Origin of the sequence: Pedobacter sp. Hv1 (assembly GCF_001412215.1) — a bacterium.
GTDB lineage: Bacteria > Bacteroidota > Bacteroidia > Sphingobacteriales > Sphingobacteriaceae > Pedobacter.
In genome coordinates, this window is the sequence record NZ_LLWP01000001.1 from 487,024 (window position 1) to 508,266 (window position 21,243).

General features: G+C 35.8%; 19 protein-coding genes and 1 tRNA gene. 8 read left to right on the plus strand and 12 right to left on the minus strand.

What is annotated here, in order from left to right; all coding sequences use genetic code 11:
* Window positions 1-184: 184 nt before the first annotated feature.
* The 8 genes from AQF98_RS02315 to AQF98_RS02350 are packed head-to-tail and all read left to right on the plus strand — an operon-like array spanning window position 185 to window position 7,245.
* Complete coding sequence (locus AQF98_RS02315) at window positions 185-880, plus strand: FkbM family methyltransferase (protein ID WP_161805839.1); 696 nt, start codon at window positions 185-187, stop codon at window positions 878-880.
* On the plus strand, window positions 873-2,018 hold the full coding sequence (locus AQF98_RS02320) for a glycosyltransferase family 4 protein (protein ID WP_055130304.1): 1,146 nt from the start codon (window positions 873-875) through the stop codon (window positions 2,016-2,018). Before AQF98_RS02315 ends, AQF98_RS02320 begins: the two co-directional genes overlap by 8 nt.
* Window positions 2,005-3,462, plus strand: coding sequence for an exosortase Y-associated Wzy-like protein (locus tag AQF98_RS02325; RefSeq protein ID WP_055130305.1), 1,458 nt, complete (start codon window positions 2,005-2,007; stop codon window positions 3,460-3,462). Before AQF98_RS02320 ends, AQF98_RS02325 begins: the two co-directional genes overlap by 14 nt.
* Window positions 3,425-4,597 carry an XrtY-associated glycosyltransferase XYAG1 gene (locus AQF98_RS02330; protein ID WP_055130306.1) on the plus strand — a complete coding sequence of 391 codons (1,173 nt, stop codon included), beginning with the start codon at window positions 3,425-3,427 and terminating at the stop codon, window positions 4,595-4,597. The genes AQF98_RS02325 and AQF98_RS02330 overlap by 38 nt, the downstream gene beginning before the upstream one ends.
* Window positions 4,584-5,207, plus strand: a complete 624-nt coding sequence (locus AQF98_RS02335) for a bifunctional 2-polyprenyl-6-hydroxyphenol methylase/3-demethylubiquinol 3-O-methyltransferase UbiG (protein WP_055130307.1) — start codon at window positions 4,584-4,586, stop codon at window positions 5,205-5,207. Before AQF98_RS02330 ends, AQF98_RS02335 begins: the two co-directional genes overlap by 14 nt.
* Before the next feature lie 3 nt (window positions 5,208-5,210).
* Complete coding sequence (locus tag AQF98_RS02340; RefSeq protein ID WP_055130308.1) at window positions 5,211-6,083, plus strand: glycosyltransferase family 2 protein; 873 nt, start codon at window positions 5,211-5,213, stop codon at window positions 6,081-6,083.
* A gap of 12 nt (window positions 6,084-6,095) precedes the next feature.
* Entirely contained in the window at window positions 6,096-6,698 is a 603-nt protein-coding gene (gene xrtY, locus AQF98_RS02345) for an exosortase Y (protein WP_055130309.1), read from the plus strand.
* Window positions 6,691-7,245 carry a WcaF family extracellular polysaccharide biosynthesis acetyltransferase gene (locus AQF98_RS02350; RefSeq protein WP_055130691.1) on the plus strand — a complete coding sequence of 185 codons (555 nt, stop codon included), beginning with the start codon at window positions 6,691-6,693 and terminating at the stop codon, window positions 7,243-7,245. Before xrtY ends, AQF98_RS02350 begins: the two co-directional genes overlap by 8 nt.
* 61 nt (window positions 7,246-7,306) lie before the next feature.
* Here the strand turns inward: AQF98_RS02350 and AQF98_RS02355 are convergent, their stop codons facing one another.
* The 12 genes from AQF98_RS02355 to AQF98_RS02410 form a co-directional block, all read right to left on the minus strand.
* Window positions 7,307-9,790, minus strand: coding sequence for an outer membrane beta-barrel protein (locus AQF98_RS02355; protein ID WP_055130310.1), 2,484 nt, complete (start codon window positions 9,788-9,790; stop codon window positions 7,307-7,309).
* Between the two features lie 10 nt (window positions 9,791-9,800).
* Window positions 9,801-10,928, minus strand: a complete 1,128-nt coding sequence (locus AQF98_RS02360; RefSeq protein ID WP_055130311.1) for a PepSY domain-containing protein — start codon at window positions 10,926-10,928, stop codon at window positions 9,801-9,803.
* Between the two features lie 30 nt (window positions 10,929-10,958).
* Window positions 10,959-12,164 carry a hypothetical protein gene (locus AQF98_RS02365; protein ID WP_055130312.1) on the minus strand — a complete coding sequence of 402 codons (1,206 nt, stop codon included), beginning with the start codon at window positions 12,162-12,164 and terminating at the stop codon, window positions 10,959-10,961.
* A 34-nt stretch (window positions 12,165-12,198) separates the two neighbouring features.
* The gene (locus AQF98_RS02370; RefSeq protein ID WP_055130313.1) at window positions 12,199-14,586 is read right to left on the minus strand and encodes a TonB-dependent receptor; all 2,388 of its coding nucleotides are present in this window, start codon (window positions 14,584-14,586) and stop codon (window positions 12,199-12,201) included.
* Window positions 14,587-14,679: 93 nt separating this feature from the next.
* Window positions 14,680-15,894, minus strand: coding sequence for a DUF4374 domain-containing protein (locus tag AQF98_RS02375; protein ID WP_055130314.1), 1,215 nt, complete (start codon window positions 15,892-15,894; stop codon window positions 14,680-14,682).
* Window positions 15,878-16,528: a hypothetical protein gene (locus AQF98_RS02380; RefSeq protein WP_055130315.1), complete on the minus strand. Its 651-nt coding sequence runs from the start codon at window positions 16,526-16,528 to the stop codon at window positions 15,878-15,880. The genes AQF98_RS02375 and AQF98_RS02380 overlap by 17 nt, the downstream gene beginning before the upstream one ends.
* A gap of 105 nt (window positions 16,529-16,633) precedes the next feature.
* On the minus strand, window positions 16,634-17,179 hold the full coding sequence (locus tag AQF98_RS02385; protein WP_055130316.1) for an RNA polymerase sigma-70 factor: 546 nt from the start codon (window positions 17,177-17,179) through the stop codon (window positions 16,634-16,636).
* Between the two features lie 124 nt (window positions 17,180-17,303).
* Complete coding sequence (gene obgE / locus AQF98_RS02390) at window positions 17,304-18,299, minus strand: GTPase ObgE (RefSeq protein ID WP_055130317.1); 996 nt, start codon at window positions 18,297-18,299, stop codon at window positions 17,304-17,306.
* Window positions 18,300-18,373: 74 nt separating this feature from the next.
* Window positions 18,374-18,943 carry an adenylate kinase gene (locus AQF98_RS02395; protein WP_055130318.1) on the minus strand — a complete coding sequence of 190 codons (570 nt, stop codon included), beginning with the start codon at window positions 18,941-18,943 and terminating at the stop codon, window positions 18,374-18,376.
* A gap of 376 nt (window positions 18,944-19,319) precedes the next feature.
* A tRNA-Arg gene (locus tag AQF98_RS02400) sits at window positions 19,320-19,393 on the minus strand.
* A 165-nt stretch (window positions 19,394-19,558) separates the two neighbouring features.
* Window positions 19,559-20,023 (minus strand): redoxin domain-containing protein, encoded by a 465-nt coding sequence (locus AQF98_RS02405; protein ID WP_055130319.1) that lies wholly within the window; start codon window positions 20,021-20,023, stop codon window positions 19,559-19,561.
* A 176-nt stretch (window positions 20,024-20,199) separates the two neighbouring features.
* Window positions 20,200-21,114, minus strand: a complete 915-nt coding sequence (locus AQF98_RS02410) for an SDR family oxidoreductase (protein ID WP_055130320.1) — start codon at window positions 21,112-21,114, stop codon at window positions 20,200-20,202.
* Window positions 21,115-21,243 lie beyond the last annotated feature (129 nt).

The window sequence follows — 21,243 nt, forward strand, 5'->3', positions numbered from 1 at the left end:
TTTTAACAAAAAAACAGGTCGAAATATTTGATATGATCAACCATTAAATCAAACAAATGTGATGTTACAGTTTTTTTATAAGTTTATCCTCAAGCGTTCTTTCTTCAAAGGGCAACATCGTTTATTCAATCTCCTTTTTAAAAACAATAAATTTAAAAAGCAAAAAGTAGTGGTTAAACCATTATTGGGTAATTTTCAAATTGGCTGCGATACCTCAACTTGGATTGGTGCTAGAATAGTTTATTTGGGCGATTATGAACCTGAACTTAAAAAAGTATTTCAAACACATATTGAAGCAGATTATACCATATTAGATGTGGGGGCAAATATTGGTTTTCATACCTTATTTTTCAGAGACCTTGTTGGTAAAAAGGGAAAAGTAATTGCGTTTGAACCTATTCCACTAAATTTTGAAAGCTTAAATCGTAATATTGCCCTAAACGGTTTCAAAAACATTGAGGTTCATCAAATTGCATTAAGCAATAAAAACGAAACAATCTCAATTGTAGCGGACGTTAATAGTACAAATCCCGGATCTTTTAATCTTTTTGATCAAAATGGCGACATTACGGTAACCTGTAGAATAGGGGATGAAATTATTATAACAGAAAAAGTAGATTTTATAAAAATCGATGTCGAAGGTTATGAGAGTTTTGTTATAGATGGCCTGATGAAGACCATTACTAAATTTAAACCCAAAATTATTTTTGAGTATGACAATAATTACCATAAAAAAACTGGCTTACCAGCAAATTATATATTTTCCAAGATTGAGCCTCTTGGTTATCATTTTTTTATGGTAGAGCTTAGCGGTGTAAAAAAAATAACCACCTTTGAAAATCTCCGTTCTGGAAATATAGTAGCCATACCTTATGACTAAGAAATTAGCAATTATATCTACCCACCCTATTCAATATTATGCCCCTATTTTTAGGCTTCTAGATAATAAAATGGATATTCAGGTTTTTTATACCAGGGGTGATGTACCGCAATATGACCATGGTTTTAAGAAAAACATTAGCTGGGATATTCCCTTAACAGATGGTTATACCTACGAGTTTTTAGAGAATACTGCAAAAGATAAAGGTAGTCATCATTTTAAGGGTATTATCAATCCAAATGCCATCACAAAGATTAATGATTTTAAGCCAGATGCTATTTTAATCTATGGTTGGGCTTATCAAAGTCATTTGAAAATAATGCGCCATTTTAAAGGTAAAATTCTGATTTATTTTAGAGGCGATTCTACTTTAATAGACCAACAACCTGGTTTTAAAAATATATTAAGAAGTATCTTTTTAAAATGGGTGTACCAACATATTGATACCGCCTTTTATGTTGGCACTGCAAATTATGCTTATTTCAAAAAATATGGTTTAAAGGAAAAACAATTGGTCTTTGCACCACATGCAATCGACAATACTCGTTTTTCTACCGATAGAAAAGACGAAGCCGATCAGCTTAGGGAAAAACTAAACATTGATAAAGAGGATATTCTTATTTTGTTTGCGGGTAAATTGGAACCGAAAAAAGATCCAGAATTGTTATTAGATGCCTTTATTAAATTAAACAGTACAAACATTCACTTACTTTTTGTTGGCAATGGCGTACTAGAAGAACAGTTAAAAGCCAAGGTAAAAAATGATCACTTGGAAAATGTTCTTTTTATGGATTTTCAAAATCAAACACAAATGCCGGTCGTTTATCAAGCCTGTGATTTATTTTGCCTCCCCTCTAAAGGGCCAGGAGAAACTTGGGGTTTAGCTGTGAATGAAGCAATGGCTGCTGGCAAGGCCGTCTTGGTATCAGACAAAGTGGGTTGTGCATCTGATTTGGTCACAAACCATACCGGTGCTATTTTTAAAAGTAGAGATCTAGCAGATTTGTCACAAAAATTAATAGCTTTAACAAAAGATAAAACCATACTAAAAATCAATGGCCAAAATGCTTTCATTACTATCCAAAACTGGAGTTTTGAGCAGCAGATAAATGCCATTTCTAAATATGTTAACAGCTAGTACTCAAAACCAATCCAAGCAAAAAGTATTGATCTTGATCTATATTCCATGGATCATTTCTATCATTGTTCAAATAGATCCTATTGTTTCCTTTTTTGTAGCATGGTTAGGTTCATTTTTCATTTTTTATTGGACTTTATTTTCTAAAGTAAGATTTATTCCTTTAGACCTGCCATTTACAAAACAGATCATGAGACCAATTGTGCTGGTTCAATTGATCTTTGCTGGGTTTATGTGCTGCACCTCCATTTTTTACTTTATGGATCACCTGGGCTATGAGTATTTTAATAAAATAAGTTATTTGCCTTTTAGGGTAAATGAACAAACTTATGCCATTGCCAAATGCCAACGTTTATCTTTATTGGCCCATGCAGCATTGGTTACAGGAATGATTGTCCAGATTAAACAATACCCTATAATAAAGCACAAATTAAACCTCAACCTAGATTTTTTCCTCATCTGGTTATGTGTAGCATGTTATATATTAGGCGGTGTTACATCCAGAATTTCGAGTATACATCAATTTTCTTATGGTTTAATCAATATTTCCATTACCTGTAGTGCATTGGTTTTGGTAAGAGGGCTGGTACAACGCAAAACAGGTTATATGATTTTTGGTGGTGGTTTATTTGTCTTTAACTTTTTAGCATCAACTCTTACTGGTTACAAGGAAAGTATCATTATCAATGTGATCATTATTAGCTTTTTGCTCTACCCATATTACAAAAGAGTAATCCTCACCTTAGCCATTCCAACAGTTTACATTCTATTATATATTCTGCCAACTTTTGCCAATATTGTAAGATCGCAATCTTGGTCGGGACAAAAATCAGCCGCACAGGCAAGACAAGAAGCATTTGATGCCCTATTAACTAATGAAGCTCCTATAATTGAAGAAACCAACTGGACTTTTCTAACCAATAGGTTGAGTGAAATTAACATGTTTACCACTTTTGTTAAACATATTCCTAAAGAACATCCGTATTATGGATTAGAGATTGCAAAAAACTCTGTGCTCGCCATTATTCCAAGAGCACTTTGGCCCAAAAAGTTTGTAACCGAGGCCATTTCAATGGAACGTGTATATGAAGCGGGGGTAGCCTATCAATCGTCTTCAGTTTCTGCTAAAACCAGACCAGTTGTAGACGGTTATGTGAGTGCTGGTTTAATTGGTGTATTTATTTCTATTTTTCTATATGGCTTGGTTACACAATGGATGAGCAATAAAGCAGAAGAGTTATTTGGAGGGTATGAATTAGGCTGTATTGTAATGTTTAATGCCATTTTCCAAAACTTATGGAGGGGCAATAACTTTGAGTTTTTGGTGAACAATATATTTTATGGGTATCTAGCCATGTTTGCCATCTATTGGATACTCAAAAGGTCGAATACCCTAACAGAATTAAATGTCTATAAAAATACTGCAGATAACAGCAGCATATAAACCCGCTTATATTTATGGTGGGCCTACTATGTCGGTAAGCAAGCTTTGTGAAGCTTTGGTTGAGGCAGGTATTGATACTGAAGTTTTAACCACTACAGCCAATGGCAAAACAGAGTTAGCTGTTGAACCTAACAAAACAACCCAGATTGATGGGGTTGAGGTTACTTATTATCAACGTTTAACAAAAGACCATACCCATTTTTCGCCTGCATTATTTTCGGGTTTAAGAAAAAAGATCAAAATATCCTCCAAACTCCAATTGGTAGTTCACATCCATGCCTGGTGGAATTTAGTTTCTATTTTTAGTTGTGCTATAGCCAAATGGTGTAATGTGCCAGTGGTATTGTCGCCAAGAGGAATGTTAACCAATTATACTGCAGGAAATAGGAATTCAGGCTTTAAATCAATGATCCATCAACTGATGGGCAAAAGTTTGCTTAAATATTGCCATATCCATGTGACTAGTGAGAAAGAGCAACAAGATGTTTTAGACTTTATCCAACCAAAAAGCATTACTATTATTCCTAATCTGGTTAACTTCCCATTTGTTCAACAAAACAATCAGAAAGTAGCCCCCGCAAAGTCAGCTGTATTTAAACTGATCTTTCTTTCTAGGATAGAAGAAAAAAAAGGATTAGAATTATTGTTCGATGCTTTAGCTCTTGTAGAATTTGATTGGGAATTAACTATTGCTGGTTCTGGGGAAGAAGTGTATGTAAAAAGCTTACGGCTGAAAACTGAAAGCCTAAATATCGCTAAGCGAATCAAATGGATAGGGCAAGTTAACAATGAAGACAAATTTCAATTGATTGCCAAACATGATCTATTGGCCCTAACCTCACATAACGAAAACTTTGCCAACGTAATTATCGAAAGTTTAAGTGTTGGCACCCCAGTCTTACTGTCAGACCAGGTAGGCTTATTTGATTATGTACAACAAAAAGATTTAGGCTGGGTTACCCAATTAACTATAGAAGATATTCAAAAAAAACTAGCTTTGGCCTATCAACAAGAAGAGACAAGGTTGAAAATTAAAGCAATGGCACCTCAAATTATTTTAGCAGATTTTAACTCAGGAACATTAATTAACAGATATATTAAGCTTTATCTGAATTTAACTAATGCCAGACTATAAAGATTATGGCTTTAATCATGCAGCCGCAACTTATGTTCATGGCTATATTGCAGCTCCAGTACTTAATTTGTTAGATCAACAAGTTAACCAAACTATACTGGATCTTGGTTGTGGAAATGGTGCCCTGGTTAAACTATTTGTAGAAAATGGCTTCAACGCCTATGGTACAGATGCTTCAGAAAGCGGAATAAAAATGGCTTCACAATTTTCGGCAGATCGATTTGCAGTAAAGGATTTATCAATCGGTGAATTACCTGATAAATTTGCACAACTTACCTTCGATACTGTAACCGCCACTGAAGTAATTGAACATTTATACGATCCGAGAAAATTTATCCAATTTTGTAAAAAAATACTTCTAAAAAATGGTGGAGGAGAATTGATCTTAACTACACCTTATCATGGTTATATTAAAAACGTAATGCTCTCGCTCTTTGGTAAATGGGATAGCCATGCAAACCCTTTATGGGATGGTGGACATATCAAATTATGGTCTAAAAATACATTAACGCAATTACTTACAGAACAAGGCTTTACAGTTACCAATTTTGTAGGCTGCGGACGAATACCCTATCTTTGGAAATCTATGATCATTAAAGCCAAGATTTAATACATGAATAAAGAATTTAGTTTCATCATCTTAACTTTTAATGAGGAGATACATTTGCCGCGGCTCTTGGAATCCATTGCTGGTTTAAATGCCAATACGTATATACTCGATTCTAGCAGTACTGATGATACTTTAAAAATTGCAGAAAACTATAAGGTCCAGGTTAAAACAAATGCTTTCGAAAACCATCCTAAACAATGGGATTTTGCCCTTAAAAATTTCGATGTGCAAACGCCTTGGATCATTGGCCTCGATGCAGATCAAATTGTAACTCCCGAGCTTTTTATGATGTTGCAAAATTTCAAAAGTGACAATTTTGAGAATATCAATGGCATCTATTTCAATAGAAAAAATTATTTTAAGGGTTCATGGATTAAGTACGGGGGCTTTTACCCTAAATATTTACTCAAAATGTTCAGGAAATCTGTTGGTTATTCAGATTTAAACGAAAACATGGATCACAGATTTGTGGTTCCAGGGCAAACCGAAATATGGAAAAAAGGCCACATTATTGAAGAGAATCTAAAAGAGAACAAAATCAGTTTTTGGATTGCTAAACACAATAGATATAGTGACCTAACGGCGCAGGAAGAAGTGGAAAGGTTAGGTAATTTACGTAACCAAACTGTGCAGCCTAAATTTTGGGGCAGTCCAGACGAAAGAATTGCTTGGTTAAAAAAGATGTGGTGGAAAATGCCACTAGGCCTAAGACCATTTGTATATTTTATCTATAGGCTGTTCTTTAGATTAGGCATTTTAGACGGATCAAATGGAATTTTGTTCCATTTTCTACAAGGTTTCTGGTTTAGGTTAATTGTAGATGTAAAAATTAAAGAAATATTAAAATCAAATGATGTAAATTCATTGAACAAATAATTACGCTTAATTATGGAACAATCAATAGACGATAAAAAAAAGGCGAATAAAGCAGCTATCCTATTTGTGGTAAAGCTGTTGTTCTTTTATTTTCTGTTTAGCCAAGGAAATTTGTTTATGAATAGTGCCATGAGCGATGGTGGTAGATTTTATAATGAATTTCTTCAAAGCCATTTCAATTATATACAGCTCTTAAAATCTGCTTTGATTTTACCCGCCGTTTGGATCATTAAACTATTTGGTTTTTATGCTGTTTATAACCAAATGGATATTATGGTGGTTAATGGGCCATGGCTACGGATCAATTATGCTTGTTTAGGCCTTGGGGTAATGAGTTTTCTCGCTGCTTTTGTAATTGCATTTCCAGCAAAAATTAAAGCTAAACTTAAACTATTTGTGATAGGCATTTTGATGATTTATTTATTAAACGTAGCCAGAATAGCTGCCTTGGGTGTATTGTTAGGGTTTTTCAAATCGCAAAGAAGTAATTTTACTTACCACCATGAAATTTTCAATATCATTGTCTATATCTGTGTATTTGTACTGTTGTACTATTGGATAAAAAAGAATACAAAGTTGGTTGCTAAAAAAGAAACAGAATCAAAAATTGAATAAGGAAACACAACTTCAAAAAAACTTTGACAAAAAAGGTTTCAATGCTGGTGCCTCTTCTTTAAAGCTCATTTGTTGGTATTTTACTAGCGTAATGTTTGTTCGTTCTGGCATTATCCCTTTTAGCTCCATCTTGGTGATGATTCTAAGAATGTTCGGCGCAAAAATTGGAAAAGATGTAAGAATAAAACCAGGGCTCTATGTACACTATCCTTGGAAATTAACCATTGGTGACCATTCGTGGATTGCAGAATGTAGAATAGAGAATCTGGCAGAAGTTAGAATTGGCAGCAATGCTTGTATCTCTCAACAGGCCATGCTCTTAACTGGTAACCACGACTACAAAAAAACAGGTTTCGACTTGATTACCAAACCGATCATTATCGAAAATGGAGCTTGGATTGGTGCAAGAGCGATTGTTTGCCCCGGAATTACCGTAAAATCTCATGCTGTACTTACCGTTGCAGCAGTAGCTACAAAAGATTTGGAACCTTATGGTATTTATCAAGGTAATCCTGCTGTTAAAGTTAAGGATAGAATAATTTCTTAGTTTTAAATTTACAATATTAAAAAGGGTCGGCTAAATTTAGCCGACCCTTTTTTGTTTCATTTTAGCTCCCTCCTTTTATCCTTTGCTGAATATCTTCACTCCCTGTTCTCCGCTTGCTTTGATTGGTATTCTGGTTACCAAAACGATAAGAAAACGACAACATCACCCTCCTGCTATCTGGTCTTTTGTTCATATACATGTTGATCTGTTGAAAAACAGTTTGTTCTCTGTATCTATTGCTCTGAAAAATATCATTAACCATTAGCTTAAGACTTGCCTTTTCTTTTAACAGGGTCTTTTGTACACCTGCCGACACTTCGTAATTGCTTTTATAAGAAGAAATTCCATAAACTGAACCAGAGTAATAATAGGCACTCAGCTCCATAGTATAACCTTTTCCAGCTTTAAATGTGTTTTGACTGTTTAGACTAAAGCTGGTAGTACTATTGTCAAAACTGGTTTGTTGTGCCGTACCAGAGTACTCATTTCTAAAAACCTCTGCAAAGTGGGTACCTGTCCACCAATTGAAAAAGTTGGTTGATGCCGTAAAACTGACTCCATAATTAACAAGTTTGGTTAGGTTCTGTGGCATTTCAAAGGTGGTGTTCAGTTCATCAATCTGTCCGTTTACCCAGGTCATTACATCTTTGGTTTGATTGTAACTGATACTGGTAGTATACTTTCCTTTAAAGCTATGGCTAAGCTGTAAGGCATTGATCAGTTCTGGTTTTAAAAATGGATTGCCCTGATAAAATAGCAATGGGTCTCTAAACACCCTAAAAGGGTTCAGATCGCCATAATCTGGCCTTTCAATTCTTCTGCTATACGCCAGCTGCAATTGGTGGTGCTCTCCCAATGGTTTATTCACAAATATACTTGGGAAGAATTGGAGATAGCTTCGGCGTTGTAATGAATCAGTAGTTAACTGATGCCCAATGGTATGCGTGTATTCGGCCCTTAGCCCAGCCTGTACACTAAAACCTTTAAATTCTTTGTTCAGGTTCATATAACCCGCATGAATTTGTTCTTTATATTTAAAATGATTGCTGCCATTTTTATCATGTTGCCAAGTACCATTTGTTAAAATATCATAAGTTAAATTGTTGTCTGCATTGGTGAAACTGCTTTTCAATCCACTTTCAAATTTCAATGTTTTGCCTAGTGGTTCTTCATAGTCAACCTTGGCCAAATAGACATCAGTTACAGCTGGCACATAGCCTCTTCTACTGGTTATACTTTCGTTTTGACCAGGCTGAATTGCCAAAGTAGTTGTATTCAGGTTCAGCCTTGAAGTAAACTTATTGCTGGCATAATCAACATCAGCAGTAAATAACCTACCTTCTTTTTTAAATTTATGCTGATAATTCATATTGTACGTTAGATTTTCCCAATTCTGTTTGTCGTAATTGGTGGTCATCATTCTACTCAGTACCGCATTTTTAGCATCTTTAAATACATTACCTGTTTGGCTATCATGTGTATATTTACCCACATTGCCATTGATCAATAGCCCTAAAGTATTGGTGCTGTCTAACTCATAATCTAAGCCAAACCTAAAGTTATTGGTATGTAAGGGTTCATTTGTTTTGGTATCTTGATAAGAGGTACGGCTTGCAGGCTCCACAATAGTTCCACCATCATAAAAACGACGGGTAAAATCTAAGTATTCTGTTTCTCCTCTATAACCATAATCGTAACTGCCATAAACATTAATTTGTTGGTTGCGGTAATTGAGGTTCAGTCCACCGCCATATCGTGCATTCCGACTCGAACCTCCATTTAAATTAACCGTACCATTCAGGCCAATGGCCTTGTTTTTTTTCATCTGGATATTGATGATCCCCCCATTACCAGCCGCATCATATTTAGCCGATGGATTAGACATGATCTCTATCTTTGAAATTGAATTTGAGTTGGTACCCTTTAATAAGGTACTCAGCTCTTTTGGCGAAAGGTAGGTTGATTTGCCATTAATGAGCACCATTACCCCTGGCCTGCCTTTGAGTGATATTTTCCCATCGTCATCTACTTTTACGCCTGGCGCTTTTTGAAGCAGTTCCAAAGCGGTATTTCCGTCAGAAAGGATACTGTTTTCTATGTTGAGAACGGTTTTATCTATCGTTTGTTCAATCAGTTTTTTTTGTGCCTGTATGGTAATTCCTTTTAAGGCTGTAGCATCTTCTGTTAATATCAGTTGGCCCAGATCCAATTTTTCTTGCAATTTGAACAAAGGACCATTGAAACTTTTAAATCCCATAGCACTAATGCTCAATTGATAGTTTCCATCGTTTAAGCCTGTAAAAACAAATAGGCCAAGACTATCACTTAAGGTTCCTTTTAAAACTTTCCCCTCTGCCGATTTAAGTGAGATGGATGCATAGGCAACAGGTCCTTGTTGGTTACCTATCAACTTTCCTTTTACCTCGCCATTGGCCTGTGCAGCTACAGTTAAACAGCTAGTTATCAAGAGCAATAGGCAGCTTGCAAAGCACATAACTCTCCTTGCAGCAGGAATTTCTCCTGCTAAATTGATATTGAATTGCATAAAAAATGATTTAGTTTAAAACCGGTTTTGGTTTAGTTTTTTTGGTCTTTTTCTTTTTACCCCACCAGATATAAAAACCAGTTATGGGCAAACTGGCACAGATTAAACTGGCCAAAAAGTACATAATTTTAGTAGTAAGGCCTCCAAAGGCACCTACATGAAGCGAATAATTAAGTTTCCGAACCTGATCTGCAAATTTGAGCTCTTCCAGTTTTTTATTAGAATTGGCCATTAAGCTTAAGTTACTTGGGTCAAAATATAGATCTCTCCAATAGCCATTGATCATATCTGTACAAGCATAAATCGGTTCGTCTGGTTTCTCATTAAAACTTACAATGATCTGGTCTTTGTTATGCTGGGCAATCTCTTTTGTTACCTTGTGCCAAATCAGATCTGCATTTTGTAAGGCTGTATTTGTTGATGGTTTTATCGTATTGATTTCGGGCCTTTTACCGGGCTTACCCGCTCCTCCTGTTAGCCAGTAAAAACCATCAGAGAACCAAGCAAAACTCATGATCAATGCGGTAATGGCCATTAATAAAGCCAAGAGTAAGGAATAGAAGCCCAATACATTATGAAGGTCATAATTAATGCGTTTAAACTTGGCTTTCCACTTGATCTTAAAACTTTGGTCTTTGCCTGCTTTGTTCCATTTTTTTGGCCACCATAAAATGATGCCCGTAACTAAGAGGATAAAGAAGATGAATGTTCCCCAGCCTACAATATATTCGCCAATTTCTTCGGGAAACCATAAATGAAAATGCCCTTCGTCTATAAAATGGAAAAAATCTTCGTGGTCTACCATCGCTACCACTTCTGCAGTATAGGGATTAACATAAACTACCGAATCAGAATTTAAACTAAACTGGGCAGTTCTATTTTCTCCATGGTACCAAACAGAATGGATCTTTTTACCCGGTAAAGCTTTCTCTACCGATTGGTACAATACAGAAGGAGCCAATACTTTTTGATTGGGCTGTTTTTCTACATGTAACCACGAAGAGGTGAGACTTTTGATTTCTTGCTCAAAAACCAAAATACAGCCTGTTATACCCAATACAATAACCACCACGCCAGAGGCTAAACCTAGCCATAAATGGAGCCATGCATTTATTTTTTTTAAGATCTTAACAAACATGAGATTGGTTTTTGAGCAATTAATCTATTCTTATTTCATTCTTTCAAAACGAGATAGTGAGTTTACACCATCCAATTTTAAACCTCTTTTTGCCACTTGGCTTGATAAGCTATACTGATAGATATAAAAACCATCTGCAGTTTTTGCTGCGATATAAACATGATCTCCTTCTACAATTACGTTTTCGGTATAAGCACCTGCAACACTCCTAGGCATGTTGATTTTTGTTTTGGTTTGACTAACCACATCAACCACATAATAATCTGTAATAAATTTGGTTGAGTAAGCTGATGAGCCATCAATCTGTGTTTTATCTACTATTTTAACAATGGCTTTACCGTTACCAGCGTTGAATAAGCCCAATGCTTCTTCTTTTGTTCTATCGGTTAATTCATAGAAATAATTTGCATCTACAGCAGTACTGCCATTGTTTACTTTATAAATAGCAAATGGCTTATTCTGCATTGCTGTTGACCAAATGGTCGGAGAATTTAAGAAATAGGCTGTTCCATTATAATTAAATGCGCCCGGCATGTGTAAGGTATAGTGGCTAGGGAAATTGAAACGTGCATCTTTGGTTACTGTAATGTTGTTCATTGCAGGATAATCAATAGCTGCCAAATAACTTTCGTTTACAGAAAGATCTGTTGCATCTGCATTGCTGGTATAACTGATGTATAATTTATTGCCTACAAAAGTGGCACTGTTACCCCAATAATAGTAACCAGTTGGTGGCACTGGGATATTGATGTTACCATTTGCTGTAAAGGTCATGGTTTCTACATTTAAGGTAGCATATTCATATTGTTTACCACCGTTTACACTAAAGAAAATTAAAGTTTTATCGTCTTTCCAAATGTAAAAACTCGACCAATAGGCCCAACTAATTTTGTTAAAAGGAATTTCTTTTACTGTAGTGATCTTCTTGTTATCTGAAGTAAATTTGACCAAGTTACCAGCACTATTGGTTGCATAATAATAACCTCCTTTGGCAGTTACCACTGTTAAATCTGTTTCAACACCATTACCTGCTGTTGTGGCTGTACCTTCGGTTAGTGAGGCTGCATGTAAAATATAAGTAGCTGATGGCGTACCGGCAGTAACTAAAAAACTATAGTCTTTTTCTGCGGTTTCTGGTGGATTAACAGGATCTGATTTTTTTGAGCAGGAAGAAAATCCTAGCATCGCAAACATTAAAGCAACTAATAAGATTTGATTTTTGTTAGTTTTTAACATGATTTTATTGTTTTTTATGATGAATTGGGTTAAACTATTTGATAAAATATCTCAGTTTGATGGCGAAAGAGCGCCCTGGCTTTTGAAGTCTAAAATTATCGTAGGCCAGCTCATTGGTCACATTGAAGGATTCTAAAGCAACATTGTATTTCCCATTTTTTAAAGAATAGGAAACAGCAACATTGTGGATCAATTGAGAAGGAATTTTATTTCTTGATTCGGCACTCCCTCTACTTTCCCAGTTTAGATAAAACCAGTTCACAAACTGTGATGATGCATTGAACTGTAGGCGAGTATCCTTGCCAAAAACATCATTTTTACCAATACTAAAATTGGCATTGCCATACAACCAGGGCTGGTTGGGTACACGGTCTTGATAAGTAGCATCTTTTAGTCCAGTACCCAATTCAAATTGTTGGTTATTGATGGCATTTTGATAAGTAGCATTTACCGAGAACTCTAACAGATCGCTATAATTGTAACGAATTTCGGCCTCAGCACCATTAATTTTAGCACGCCCTAGGTTAGCGTAGTTAGAATAAAGACCACCAACCGTAAAATAGATAAAGTCTTTTGCGTTTCTATAGAAATAACTTCCTTCTACATTCAAACGGTGTTCGTTAATTTTGTGACTTAAATAGACCCCAACATTTAGGTTATCGCTACTTTCTGGTTTGAGGTCTTTGTTTGAGGCTACATCTATTCCATTGCCAAATAATTCATCTCCTTCTTGTAAACGGTAGGCATGCTCGTAAGATGCCTTGATGCCAAATTGTGCTGTAATTTTAAATCGAGAGGCAATTCCATAACCGATAAAGTTTTGCGCTAGTTCAGAATCTGATTTTAACCAACTGTTATCCGGGCTAAAGTATACCGCATTACGTACAAATGCATTAAAATTATAATACTTGGCAAACAAGGTGTTGCTCCATCTTTTTCCCAAAAGGTTGTTCTGCAATGCGATACCGATAATATTTTTACCAATCGTATTGGGTTCATCAAAAGAATTGTTTTTAACGGTACCCAAATCTTCTGTTGCACTACGGGCAAAGTAATTATAGGTGTAGTTAAGGTTTAAACTATTGTTGCTATTCAGCTCGTAGGCAAAATTAGCCCTTGCAATAGCTGCCTCATTTTTATAATGGTAAATGGTTTTGATATCGTTTATTTCTCCAGAAATAGGTTCGGGTCTACCCTTTCCACCCCATCCATACAAATAAGAAGAGGTATCGGCTACATTAGAACGATTAATAGAATACGAAGCAGTTGCATTAACCGTTAACCCATTAACCAGAAAATTTTGTTTTTTATACTTTAACGCTGGCATAAAAAATTGCTCCCTGTTGTTTACCTGACCATAAACCTTATCTTGGTTTACCCCTGTTTGTACTTCTTTATAGAGGTTGGAATAAGTAAAACTTAGAGATATGATATCGGCCCATTTTTTGTCTACCAGACCAACATCTGCCTGTCCCATGGTAGAGCGGTAGGCACTATGGAAACGACGAGCATCTTTAAGCACAACTTGATCGCCTTCTGTTACTTTAATGGCCGCATTGTATTTTGGATTGTTGCGCATTAAATAATCATTATCAGAATAATTGTTAAAAGCATTGATATTGATCCTTAATCCGGTTTTTTCATCGGTAAAACGACCAGCTAAAGCTGCCCTACTGCTATTAAAAGAACCATAACTGATACTGGCATCTAAAAATCTCTTCGTATTTTGATTGGTCACGATGTTCACTGCTCCACCAAGTGCATCGGCCCCAAGTTCTACAGGCACCACCCCTTTGTATACTTCAATTCTTTCGGCCAGATTTACAGGAATATTGTTGAGCCCCATTGCACTGCCAAAAGTTTCCATAGGTATGCCATCTAAGAAAAATCTAACCTGTTTACCTGATAAGCCATTGAGCGAAAAATTAAAATCAGAACCCATACCACCTTGTTCTCGTACTTTTACGCCAGTACTTCGGTTCAAGAGTTGATTAAGATCTGTAGTTGTATTTAAGAATAGCTTGGTTTCAATACCGTTTACACTAAAACCCGATTCCTTTAAGGCCACTATTTTGGTTTGCCCCTTCACTGCAATTGTGTTCAGATTCTGTCCATCCTGTTTCACCACAAAATCTAGGTTGAGGTGTGCTCCTGCTTCTAGTTTCAATTGTTTGGTATGGTTAACTTTACCTAAATAAGAAACAACCAGGGTATAACTTCCAGGTTTCAGGTCCAATAATTGATAAAATCCTTCTTCATTGGTGGCAGTCCCGATTTTTGTATTTTTAAGTACAACAGATACACCTTCAACCTTTGCTAAGCTATCGGTAACTACACCAGAGATCGAAGATTTTTGTTGAGCGAATGCAAATAAGGAGTTAAGTAGAAATAAAAATGAAAGTATAATTTTACGGAATAACATTTTTTTGTGCGTTTATACTAGGTGGTAGCATAAACCTCACTTTGGCGAAGGTTGACAACGAAAAAAAATGAAATTTTTCTAATCTTGGTGCAATCAATCTATTCTTAAGATATAATCGGTACTGCCATTTAATTGTAGTCCTTTTTGAAGTACCTTGGTTTTAAGGTGATACTGCCAGATATAATTACCCTCAGTTTTAGAATTGATCGCGATATAAACTACATCTCCCTCAACAATGATACAGTTCTTACGGGTACCTCTATCTAAGGGAAGTTTTAATCTTTCTATCACTTTACGGTTCAGTACATCAATTAGGTAATAGCTAAAATGTGCCGTTTCGTAATGGTCGTTAAGGTCTTTATATAAGTCTTTTCGTTCGCTTCTTACAATCGCATAGTTATGGCCAACATACCAGATCCCATAGGCATGGTTCTGAATAATTGAACCAGACAAATCGAAAAAATAATTCTGGTCTATTTGCTGTTCTCCTCTTTGAATGCGCATTAAGGCCGTAGGTAACTCTGGTCTATTACCTAGCGCAATACCCGGACAGGTCATTACATAATAATTGCCCTGTTCATCGTTAAAGGAATAAGGTTGAATGGTATTGATACCACCGGGATAGGTAGAACGTGTATCCTTCGTTAATTTTTCTGCCTTCATTTCCGGGTATTTCAACGTCGAAAGATAAACCGTATCACTGGTATGGTAACTAGAGGGGCTTAACAATTGATGATAGGTATAACCCACAAATAATTGGTTGTTTCTACGCTCCACCACACCTACAGAAATATTGTTGAAAATACCCTGAGGTTTTGGAATGTCCATTTTGCCAGCCTTTACCACTTTCATATTTGTGGTTGTAATTAAATTATAAACCACTTCAGAATCTTTGATATGGTTTAAACCGGTAAGTAAAAGGGTATCACTACCAAACCATTCAAAGTTTTCTATCGAAAAGTTTTTCAGTGTGATGGCAGCTATTTGTTTTAGCTTTTTATTGTTGATGGTATATTTTGCAAATTGTCCTGTTCGCTCATCCAAATCATAATAATAACCATCTTTTACCAAATCAGCCCTACTAATTTGATCTGCATCAATTGCTACACCATCATTTTCTGGGCTTAAAGTACCAGTTGCTAAAGAAGAAGTTTCTATCAAGTAATTACTCCCATCTTTTGCCAAGATGTAAAGACTATATTTAGGCGCTAACTGGGCAGTTTTATCTTGAGGATGTTGAGTACAACCAAAAATCACAGCAAAAAGCAAACACGAAAAAAATAGCCTCAGCTTAGATCTTAAATTCATTAATAATTTGCTTTTGGATAATTGGTGGAAGATCGATCAGGTTTTTTTCATTGATGATGATGACTTGATCTTTTCCATCCTTACCTTTTAAAATGATATAGGTCTGTCCCTTTTTAAACGACATCTTTTTTGTAGCACCTGTAAATTCTAATTCAATATCTTCTTTAGGTTGGATCAGTAAGCTTCCAGCCAGATCAACAATACCTGTTAATTGATCAATTTTGGCCGAGGTATTAGGGCCAACCGAAAGTTTGAAATCTTTAGAATCAACATATTTAACCTGTATCCCAGAAGTATTTTCTACATCTACCCATTGCAATACGCTATTTTTTGAATTGTGCTGATAAATAGCTACTCCAGAAATGAGCAATACAAAAACAATAGAAGCTGCAATGGCCCCTTTCCAGAATTGGAACCTCGCTGTTCTTTGTTGCTGAATAGGATGGTTTTCTTGCGGTAAAATCGTTCTGATTTCATCCCACATCTGAACTTTATGTAATTCCTTTTCGGTTTCGTTAAAATCTACCAATTCTTCGCCATCATCATTAAATAGCCATTGTTGTACAAATTCCTTTTCTTCAGAACTGCATTCGTCTCTATGGAATTTTTCAATTAGCTCTTTACTGATTTTCATCTGTTGATCATTTGTCTGTATTGGTAATGAAACCAAGTCAGGCTTTTAAAGTCTGAACAAATATAAGTAGCATAAGTAAAGGTTTTACGAAAGTCGATCACAAATTTATATGGCATAATTAACCAGGTTCTCTCTCAATACGCCCAATGCTTTATTGATATGGTATTGTACTGCACGTTCGCTAATGGCCAATTCTTCTGCAATTTCCTTATTAGAGAGCCCCTTCTCTCTACTCATTTGGAATACTCTTTTACATTGACAAGGTAATGTATCAACCAAGATATTTACTTTTTCGGTAAGGTTGTTAAACAACACTTTTTCTTCCGTACAGTTAGAAGAAAGGCTACAGTCTTGAAATTTGATACAGATATGTTTTTCTTGGTTCACCTTATTTCTAATGTACTCGAAGGTTTTAAATTTAGCACTTCTTAACAAATAGCGCTGAATATCGGCTATTTCAAGTTCATTCCTTCTTTCCCATAAGGATTTAAAGATATCCTGTACCATTTCTTTGGCGGGTTCTACCTCTCTAATGTTATTGTAACAAACAGCATAAACTTTTTCCCAATACAATTGATAGACTTTTTCAAAAGTAGTGCTATCTATTTTTAAGGTTAAGGAATCAGTAGTTGTGCTTGTAAAAAGTGGCAAATCGAATATATTTAATCTGCCGCAAATATATACTATTTAGACTAAATATAAATAATAAACTCCAATTTACTACAGCTTTGATACAATGATGACCCGCTTTTTACCAAAAGAGAATTGGAATGGGTTATTCGTTAATGGCTTTCCACAACATATCTTTCAACTCTGTTATCCCTTGCTGGGCAACGGCCGAAATAAATATAAAAGGCATATTTGGTAAATCGGCCTTCATTTCTGCTTTGAGCTCTTCGTCCAACATATCAGATTTGGTGATGGCCAATAAATGAGGTTTTTGCATCAATTCTGGGTTGAATTGTTGCAGTTCATTTTTTAAGATTTCGTATTCTTCTTTGATACTTCTGCTCGTATCTGCCGGAACCATAAAAAGCAATACAGAATTACGTTCAATATGGCGCAAAAATCTAAAGCCTAATCCTTTTCCTTTTGATGCGCCTTCAATAATCCCCGGAATATCTGCCATAACAAAAGATTTTCCATTGCGATAAGAAACAATGCCTAAGTTGGGTACTAAGGTTGTAAAAGGATAATCGGCAATTTCTGGCTTTGCAGCCGATAAAACAGACAATAAAGTTGATTTCCCAGCATTTGGGAAACCTACCAAACCCACATCAGCCAATACTTTCAGCTCCAAAACCATCCATTCTTCTTTTCCCTGTTCTCCAGGTTGTGCAAAGCGTGGGGTTTGTAAGGTTGGTGTTTTAAAGTGCCAGTTACCTAAGCCACCTCTACCACCAGGGGTTAATATTTTGGTTTCGCCATCTGCTGTAATTTCGAACAGGATATTTCCTGTTTCTGCATCACGGGCAATGGTTCCCAATGGCACTTCTAAGATTTCGTCTGCTCCGGTTTTGCCAGTTTTCTGGCTACTTCCACCACTCATTCCATCTTCGGCAATAATGTGCTTGCGGTATTTTAAATGCAGTAAAGTCCAAAACTGGGCGTTTCCTTTTAAAATAATGTGTCCACCTCTTCCACCATCACCACCATCTGGCCCGCCGGTTGAGGTCAGTTTGTCACGATGCAAATGTGCAGAACCTGCCCCCCCTTTACCAGAACGACAACATATTTTTACGTAATCTACAAAATTTGATCCCTGTGACATAACAACTTATTTTAAAACAAAAAAGCGGGAAGAACTGAACAATCTTTCCCGCTATCCTTTATCCTGATTATATTTTAATACTGATCAATAACAGCGCACAAATTATTAAAAATGTCATCGATGTTACCGATACCGTTTACTTTAGTCAATTTTTTCTGCTCATCGTAATAAGGCAATACCAGAATGATTTTGTTAAAATACTCATCAATTCTTTTTTGCGACTTATCTGCTTGGTCATCTGCTCTACCTGTTTCTTTCTGACGTTGCGCCACACGTTTGGTCAACTCGTCTTTATCTACATCTAAAGCAATTACACCTGCAATGTTACTTCCTTTACCTTCTAAGAACTTATCCAATTCTGCTGCCTGAGGAATAGTTCTTGGAAAACCATCAAATACAAAACCTTTTGCATCTGGGTTTCTATCAATTTCTTCCTCCAACATGTCAATCGTAATCTTATCCGGAACCAATTCTCCATCTGCAATGAGCTGACTCACCCGTTTACCTAAAGCAGTTTGGTTTTTAATATGTGCTCTAAAAAGATCTCCTGTAGAAATGTGTACCAACTGATATTTGTCTATCAGTTTCTGAGATTGGGTGCCTTTACCTGCACCTGGAGGGCCAAAGAGAACAAAATTTAGCATTAAGGTCTAGTTAATTAAAGCTTCCTAAAAGGAAGATTACCACTGATTAAAAAAAACATAAATTAACCTCTAAAAGGCTAATCCTTTGCGGCTGCAAATATATAAATATAAATTATCTCTTTCGTATTTTTTTAAACTTTGACAGCTAATCGCTAACAATTAAATAGCAGAAGTGGTAAAATCTATATTAACAATAGGTTAAGATTTCTTTTTGTGATTGTTGCAATTGTGAGTTGATTTCCGAATTCAGTAGGTTTTGTCAGACAGGCCATCTCTTTCTTTGAAATGGTAATTGTTATAGGTAAATTGGATTTTGACAGCTTGTCGAAAGAAAGTTCAACAAAAAAGCCCTAGATTTCTCTAAGGCTTTTCTCAGTGCACTTGTAGGGATTCGAACCCCAAACCTTCTCATCCGTAGTGAGATGCTCTATCCAGTTGAGCTACAAATGCATTGTCGTTATGGTTAACGGACTGCAAAAGTAATGCTTGAAATCCAATTTAACAATTTTTTTATATAATAATTCAAATTAACACCTCAATACACCGGATAACTCCTTAGTTGTTTGTCTGTTAAATTATTTTTAGGTTAACCACAAATCACGAACAGTATTGTGTTTATGCACTCACTACCTTTTTGATGGCTTCAAAATCTGGCAAATCAGTAGCCACATCTAAAACTTCAGCATAGGTAATTACTCCTTCTTCGTTTACCACAAAGGCAGCTCTTTTAGATACACCTTTTAAATTGAATACAAATTCATCGTAAAAAGCACCGTAAGCTTGAGAAGCTTCTTTGTTAAAATCTGATAACAATGGAAACTGATAAACTTGTTCTTCTTTAAATTTAGCCAAAGTAAAAGGAGAATCTACAGAGATACCAACAACCGCTGCATTCATTCCTTCGTAATAACCAAAACTATCTCTCATGGTACACAACTGTGTGGTACATGTTCCGGTAAAGGCCATCGGAAAAAAGTGGATCACCAATTTCTTTCCTTGATAATCTGCTAATGAAACTTCTTTCAGTTCTGAACTGAACAATTTAAAATCTGGGGCTTTATCGCCTACTTGTAATGACATATATTAATTGTTTTAATTGATGATAAGGTTAAGATGAAGATTTGGTTAATGGTCCATAGCTCATGGTTAACAGTTCATGGTTCATAGTTCATGGTAAAAAAGATAAATTAAGCTATGATCATTCATTCACAAAACTGAACTATTAACCAACAAACTATTGACTATTAAACCATCAACTATTGACCAATACTCTTTTTCAGTTGTTGATCCAAGATCTCCAATCCTTCTTCAAAGCTATGTGGATGATAGTTTAATTCAGTCATCGATTTGTCTAAAATAAATCCAGTGCGGGCAGGTCGTTTAGCTTTTTGATTTAAAGTGGCTGCACTTACTTCGTTGATTAAACTTTTATCTAAATTCCAGAAGTCTGCAACCCTAGCTACCAATTCAGAAATACTCATTAAATCTTTACCCGATGCATTGTATACGCCTTGTGCATCGTGCTCTATGGCCAAAAAGCAACAATCGGCTAAATCTTCTGCTAAAGTTGGCATTCGCCATTGGTCGTTTACAATATTTAAAGGGTTGCCTTTTTCTAGCGCTCCTTTTGCCCAAAGCACAATATTGCTTCTGCTCATGTCGCTTACAATGCCGTATACAATAATGGTGCGCAGAATTGCCCATTTGGCTTTCGAATTTTTAATCAGCTCTTCTGCCCTCAATTTAGTTTCTCCATAATAGCTCAATGGATTTGGTGCGGCCAACTCGTCATAAGGTCCATTTTCACCATCAAAAATAAAGTCTGTAGAAAGGTGTACCAACTGAATATTGTGTGCTTCGCAAAGCGTTACCAGAGTTGCTACTGCCTCTACATTTAATTGATAGGCCAATTCTTTTTCATCCTCACAAGTATCCACATTGGTCATTGCCGCAGTATGGATAATTGCATCAGGTTTATATTGTTCAATAATTTCTCTAACTTCTTCCGGATTAAGGATATCCATTTCGGCATATAAATAGCCTTCCTTAACAGGAAAACGGTTTTCGCCCTTGGCAGTAGCAATTAAATTTACACCACCTTCTTTTAAAATTTTCTCGGTAATTTTCTGCCCTAAAAGCCCATTACTGCCTGTTACTAATACGGTTTTCATCAAATATCAATTAATTAATAATTCTAATACATTTGTTGTTCATCTTTTAGAGATGAAAACAACACCTATATGAAGCAACAAATAAAGAAAGAAAAAGTCAGACGACATCAAGATCAGCTGTTTTTTATT

What these genes read in the sequence shown, in the direction of transcription:
- obgE (WP_055130317.1), bottom strand. Translation starts at nt 18,299, where the DNA reads ATGTCACAGGGATCAAATTTTGTAGATTACGTAAAAATATGTTGTCGT.
- AQF98_RS02355 (WP_055130310.1), bottom strand. Translation starts at nt 9,790, where the DNA reads ATGCAATTCAATATCAATTTAGCAGGAGAAATTCCTGCTGCAAGGAGA.
- AQF98_RS02405 (WP_055130319.1), bottom strand. Translation starts at nt 20,023, where the DNA reads ATGTCATTACAAGTAGGCGATAAAGCCCCAGATTTTAAATTGTTCAGT.
- AQF98_RS02320 (WP_055130304.1), top strand. Translation starts at nt 873, where the DNA reads ATGACTAAGAAATTAGCAATTATATCTACCCACCCTATTCAATATTAT.
- AQF98_RS02375 (WP_055130314.1), bottom strand. Translation starts at nt 15,894, where the DNA reads ATGAATTTAAGATCTAAGCTGAGGCTATTTTTTTCGTGTTTGCTTTTT.
- xrtY (WP_055130309.1), top strand. Translation starts at nt 6,096, where the DNA reads ATGGAACAATCAATAGACGATAAAAAAAAGGCGAATAAAGCAGCTATC.
- AQF98_RS02380 (WP_055130315.1), bottom strand. Translation starts at nt 16,528, where the DNA reads ATGAAAATCAGTAAAGAGCTAATTGAAAAATTCCATAGAGACGAATGC.
- AQF98_RS02335 (WP_055130307.1), top strand. Translation starts at nt 4,584, where the DNA reads ATGCCAGACTATAAAGATTATGGCTTTAATCATGCAGCCGCAACTTAT.
- AQF98_RS02395 (WP_055130318.1), bottom strand. Translation starts at nt 18,943, where the DNA reads ATGCTAAATTTTGTTCTCTTTGGCCCTCCAGGTGCAGGTAAAGGCACC.
- AQF98_RS02340 (WP_055130308.1), top strand. Translation starts at nt 5,211, where the DNA reads ATGAATAAAGAATTTAGTTTCATCATCTTAACTTTTAATGAGGAGATA.
- AQF98_RS02325 (WP_055130305.1), top strand. Translation starts at nt 2,005, where the DNA reads ATGTTAACAGCTAGTACTCAAAACCAATCCAAGCAAAAAGTATTGATC.
- AQF98_RS02410 (WP_055130320.1), bottom strand. Translation starts at nt 21,114, where the DNA reads ATGAAAACCGTATTAGTAACAGGCAGTAATGGGCTTTTAGGGCAGAAA.
- AQF98_RS02370 (WP_055130313.1), bottom strand. Translation starts at nt 14,586, where the DNA reads ATGTTATTCCGTAAAATTATACTTTCATTTTTATTTCTACTTAACTCC.
- AQF98_RS02330 (WP_055130306.1), top strand. Translation starts at nt 3,425, where the DNA reads ATGTCTATAAAAATACTGCAGATAACAGCAGCATATAAACCCGCTTAT.
- AQF98_RS02365 (WP_055130312.1), bottom strand. Translation starts at nt 12,164, where the DNA reads ATGTTAAAAACTAACAAAAATCAAATCTTATTAGTTGCTTTAATGTTT.
- AQF98_RS02360 (WP_055130311.1), bottom strand. Translation starts at nt 10,928, where the DNA reads ATGTTTGTTAAGATCTTAAAAAAAATAAATGCATGGCTCCATTTATGG.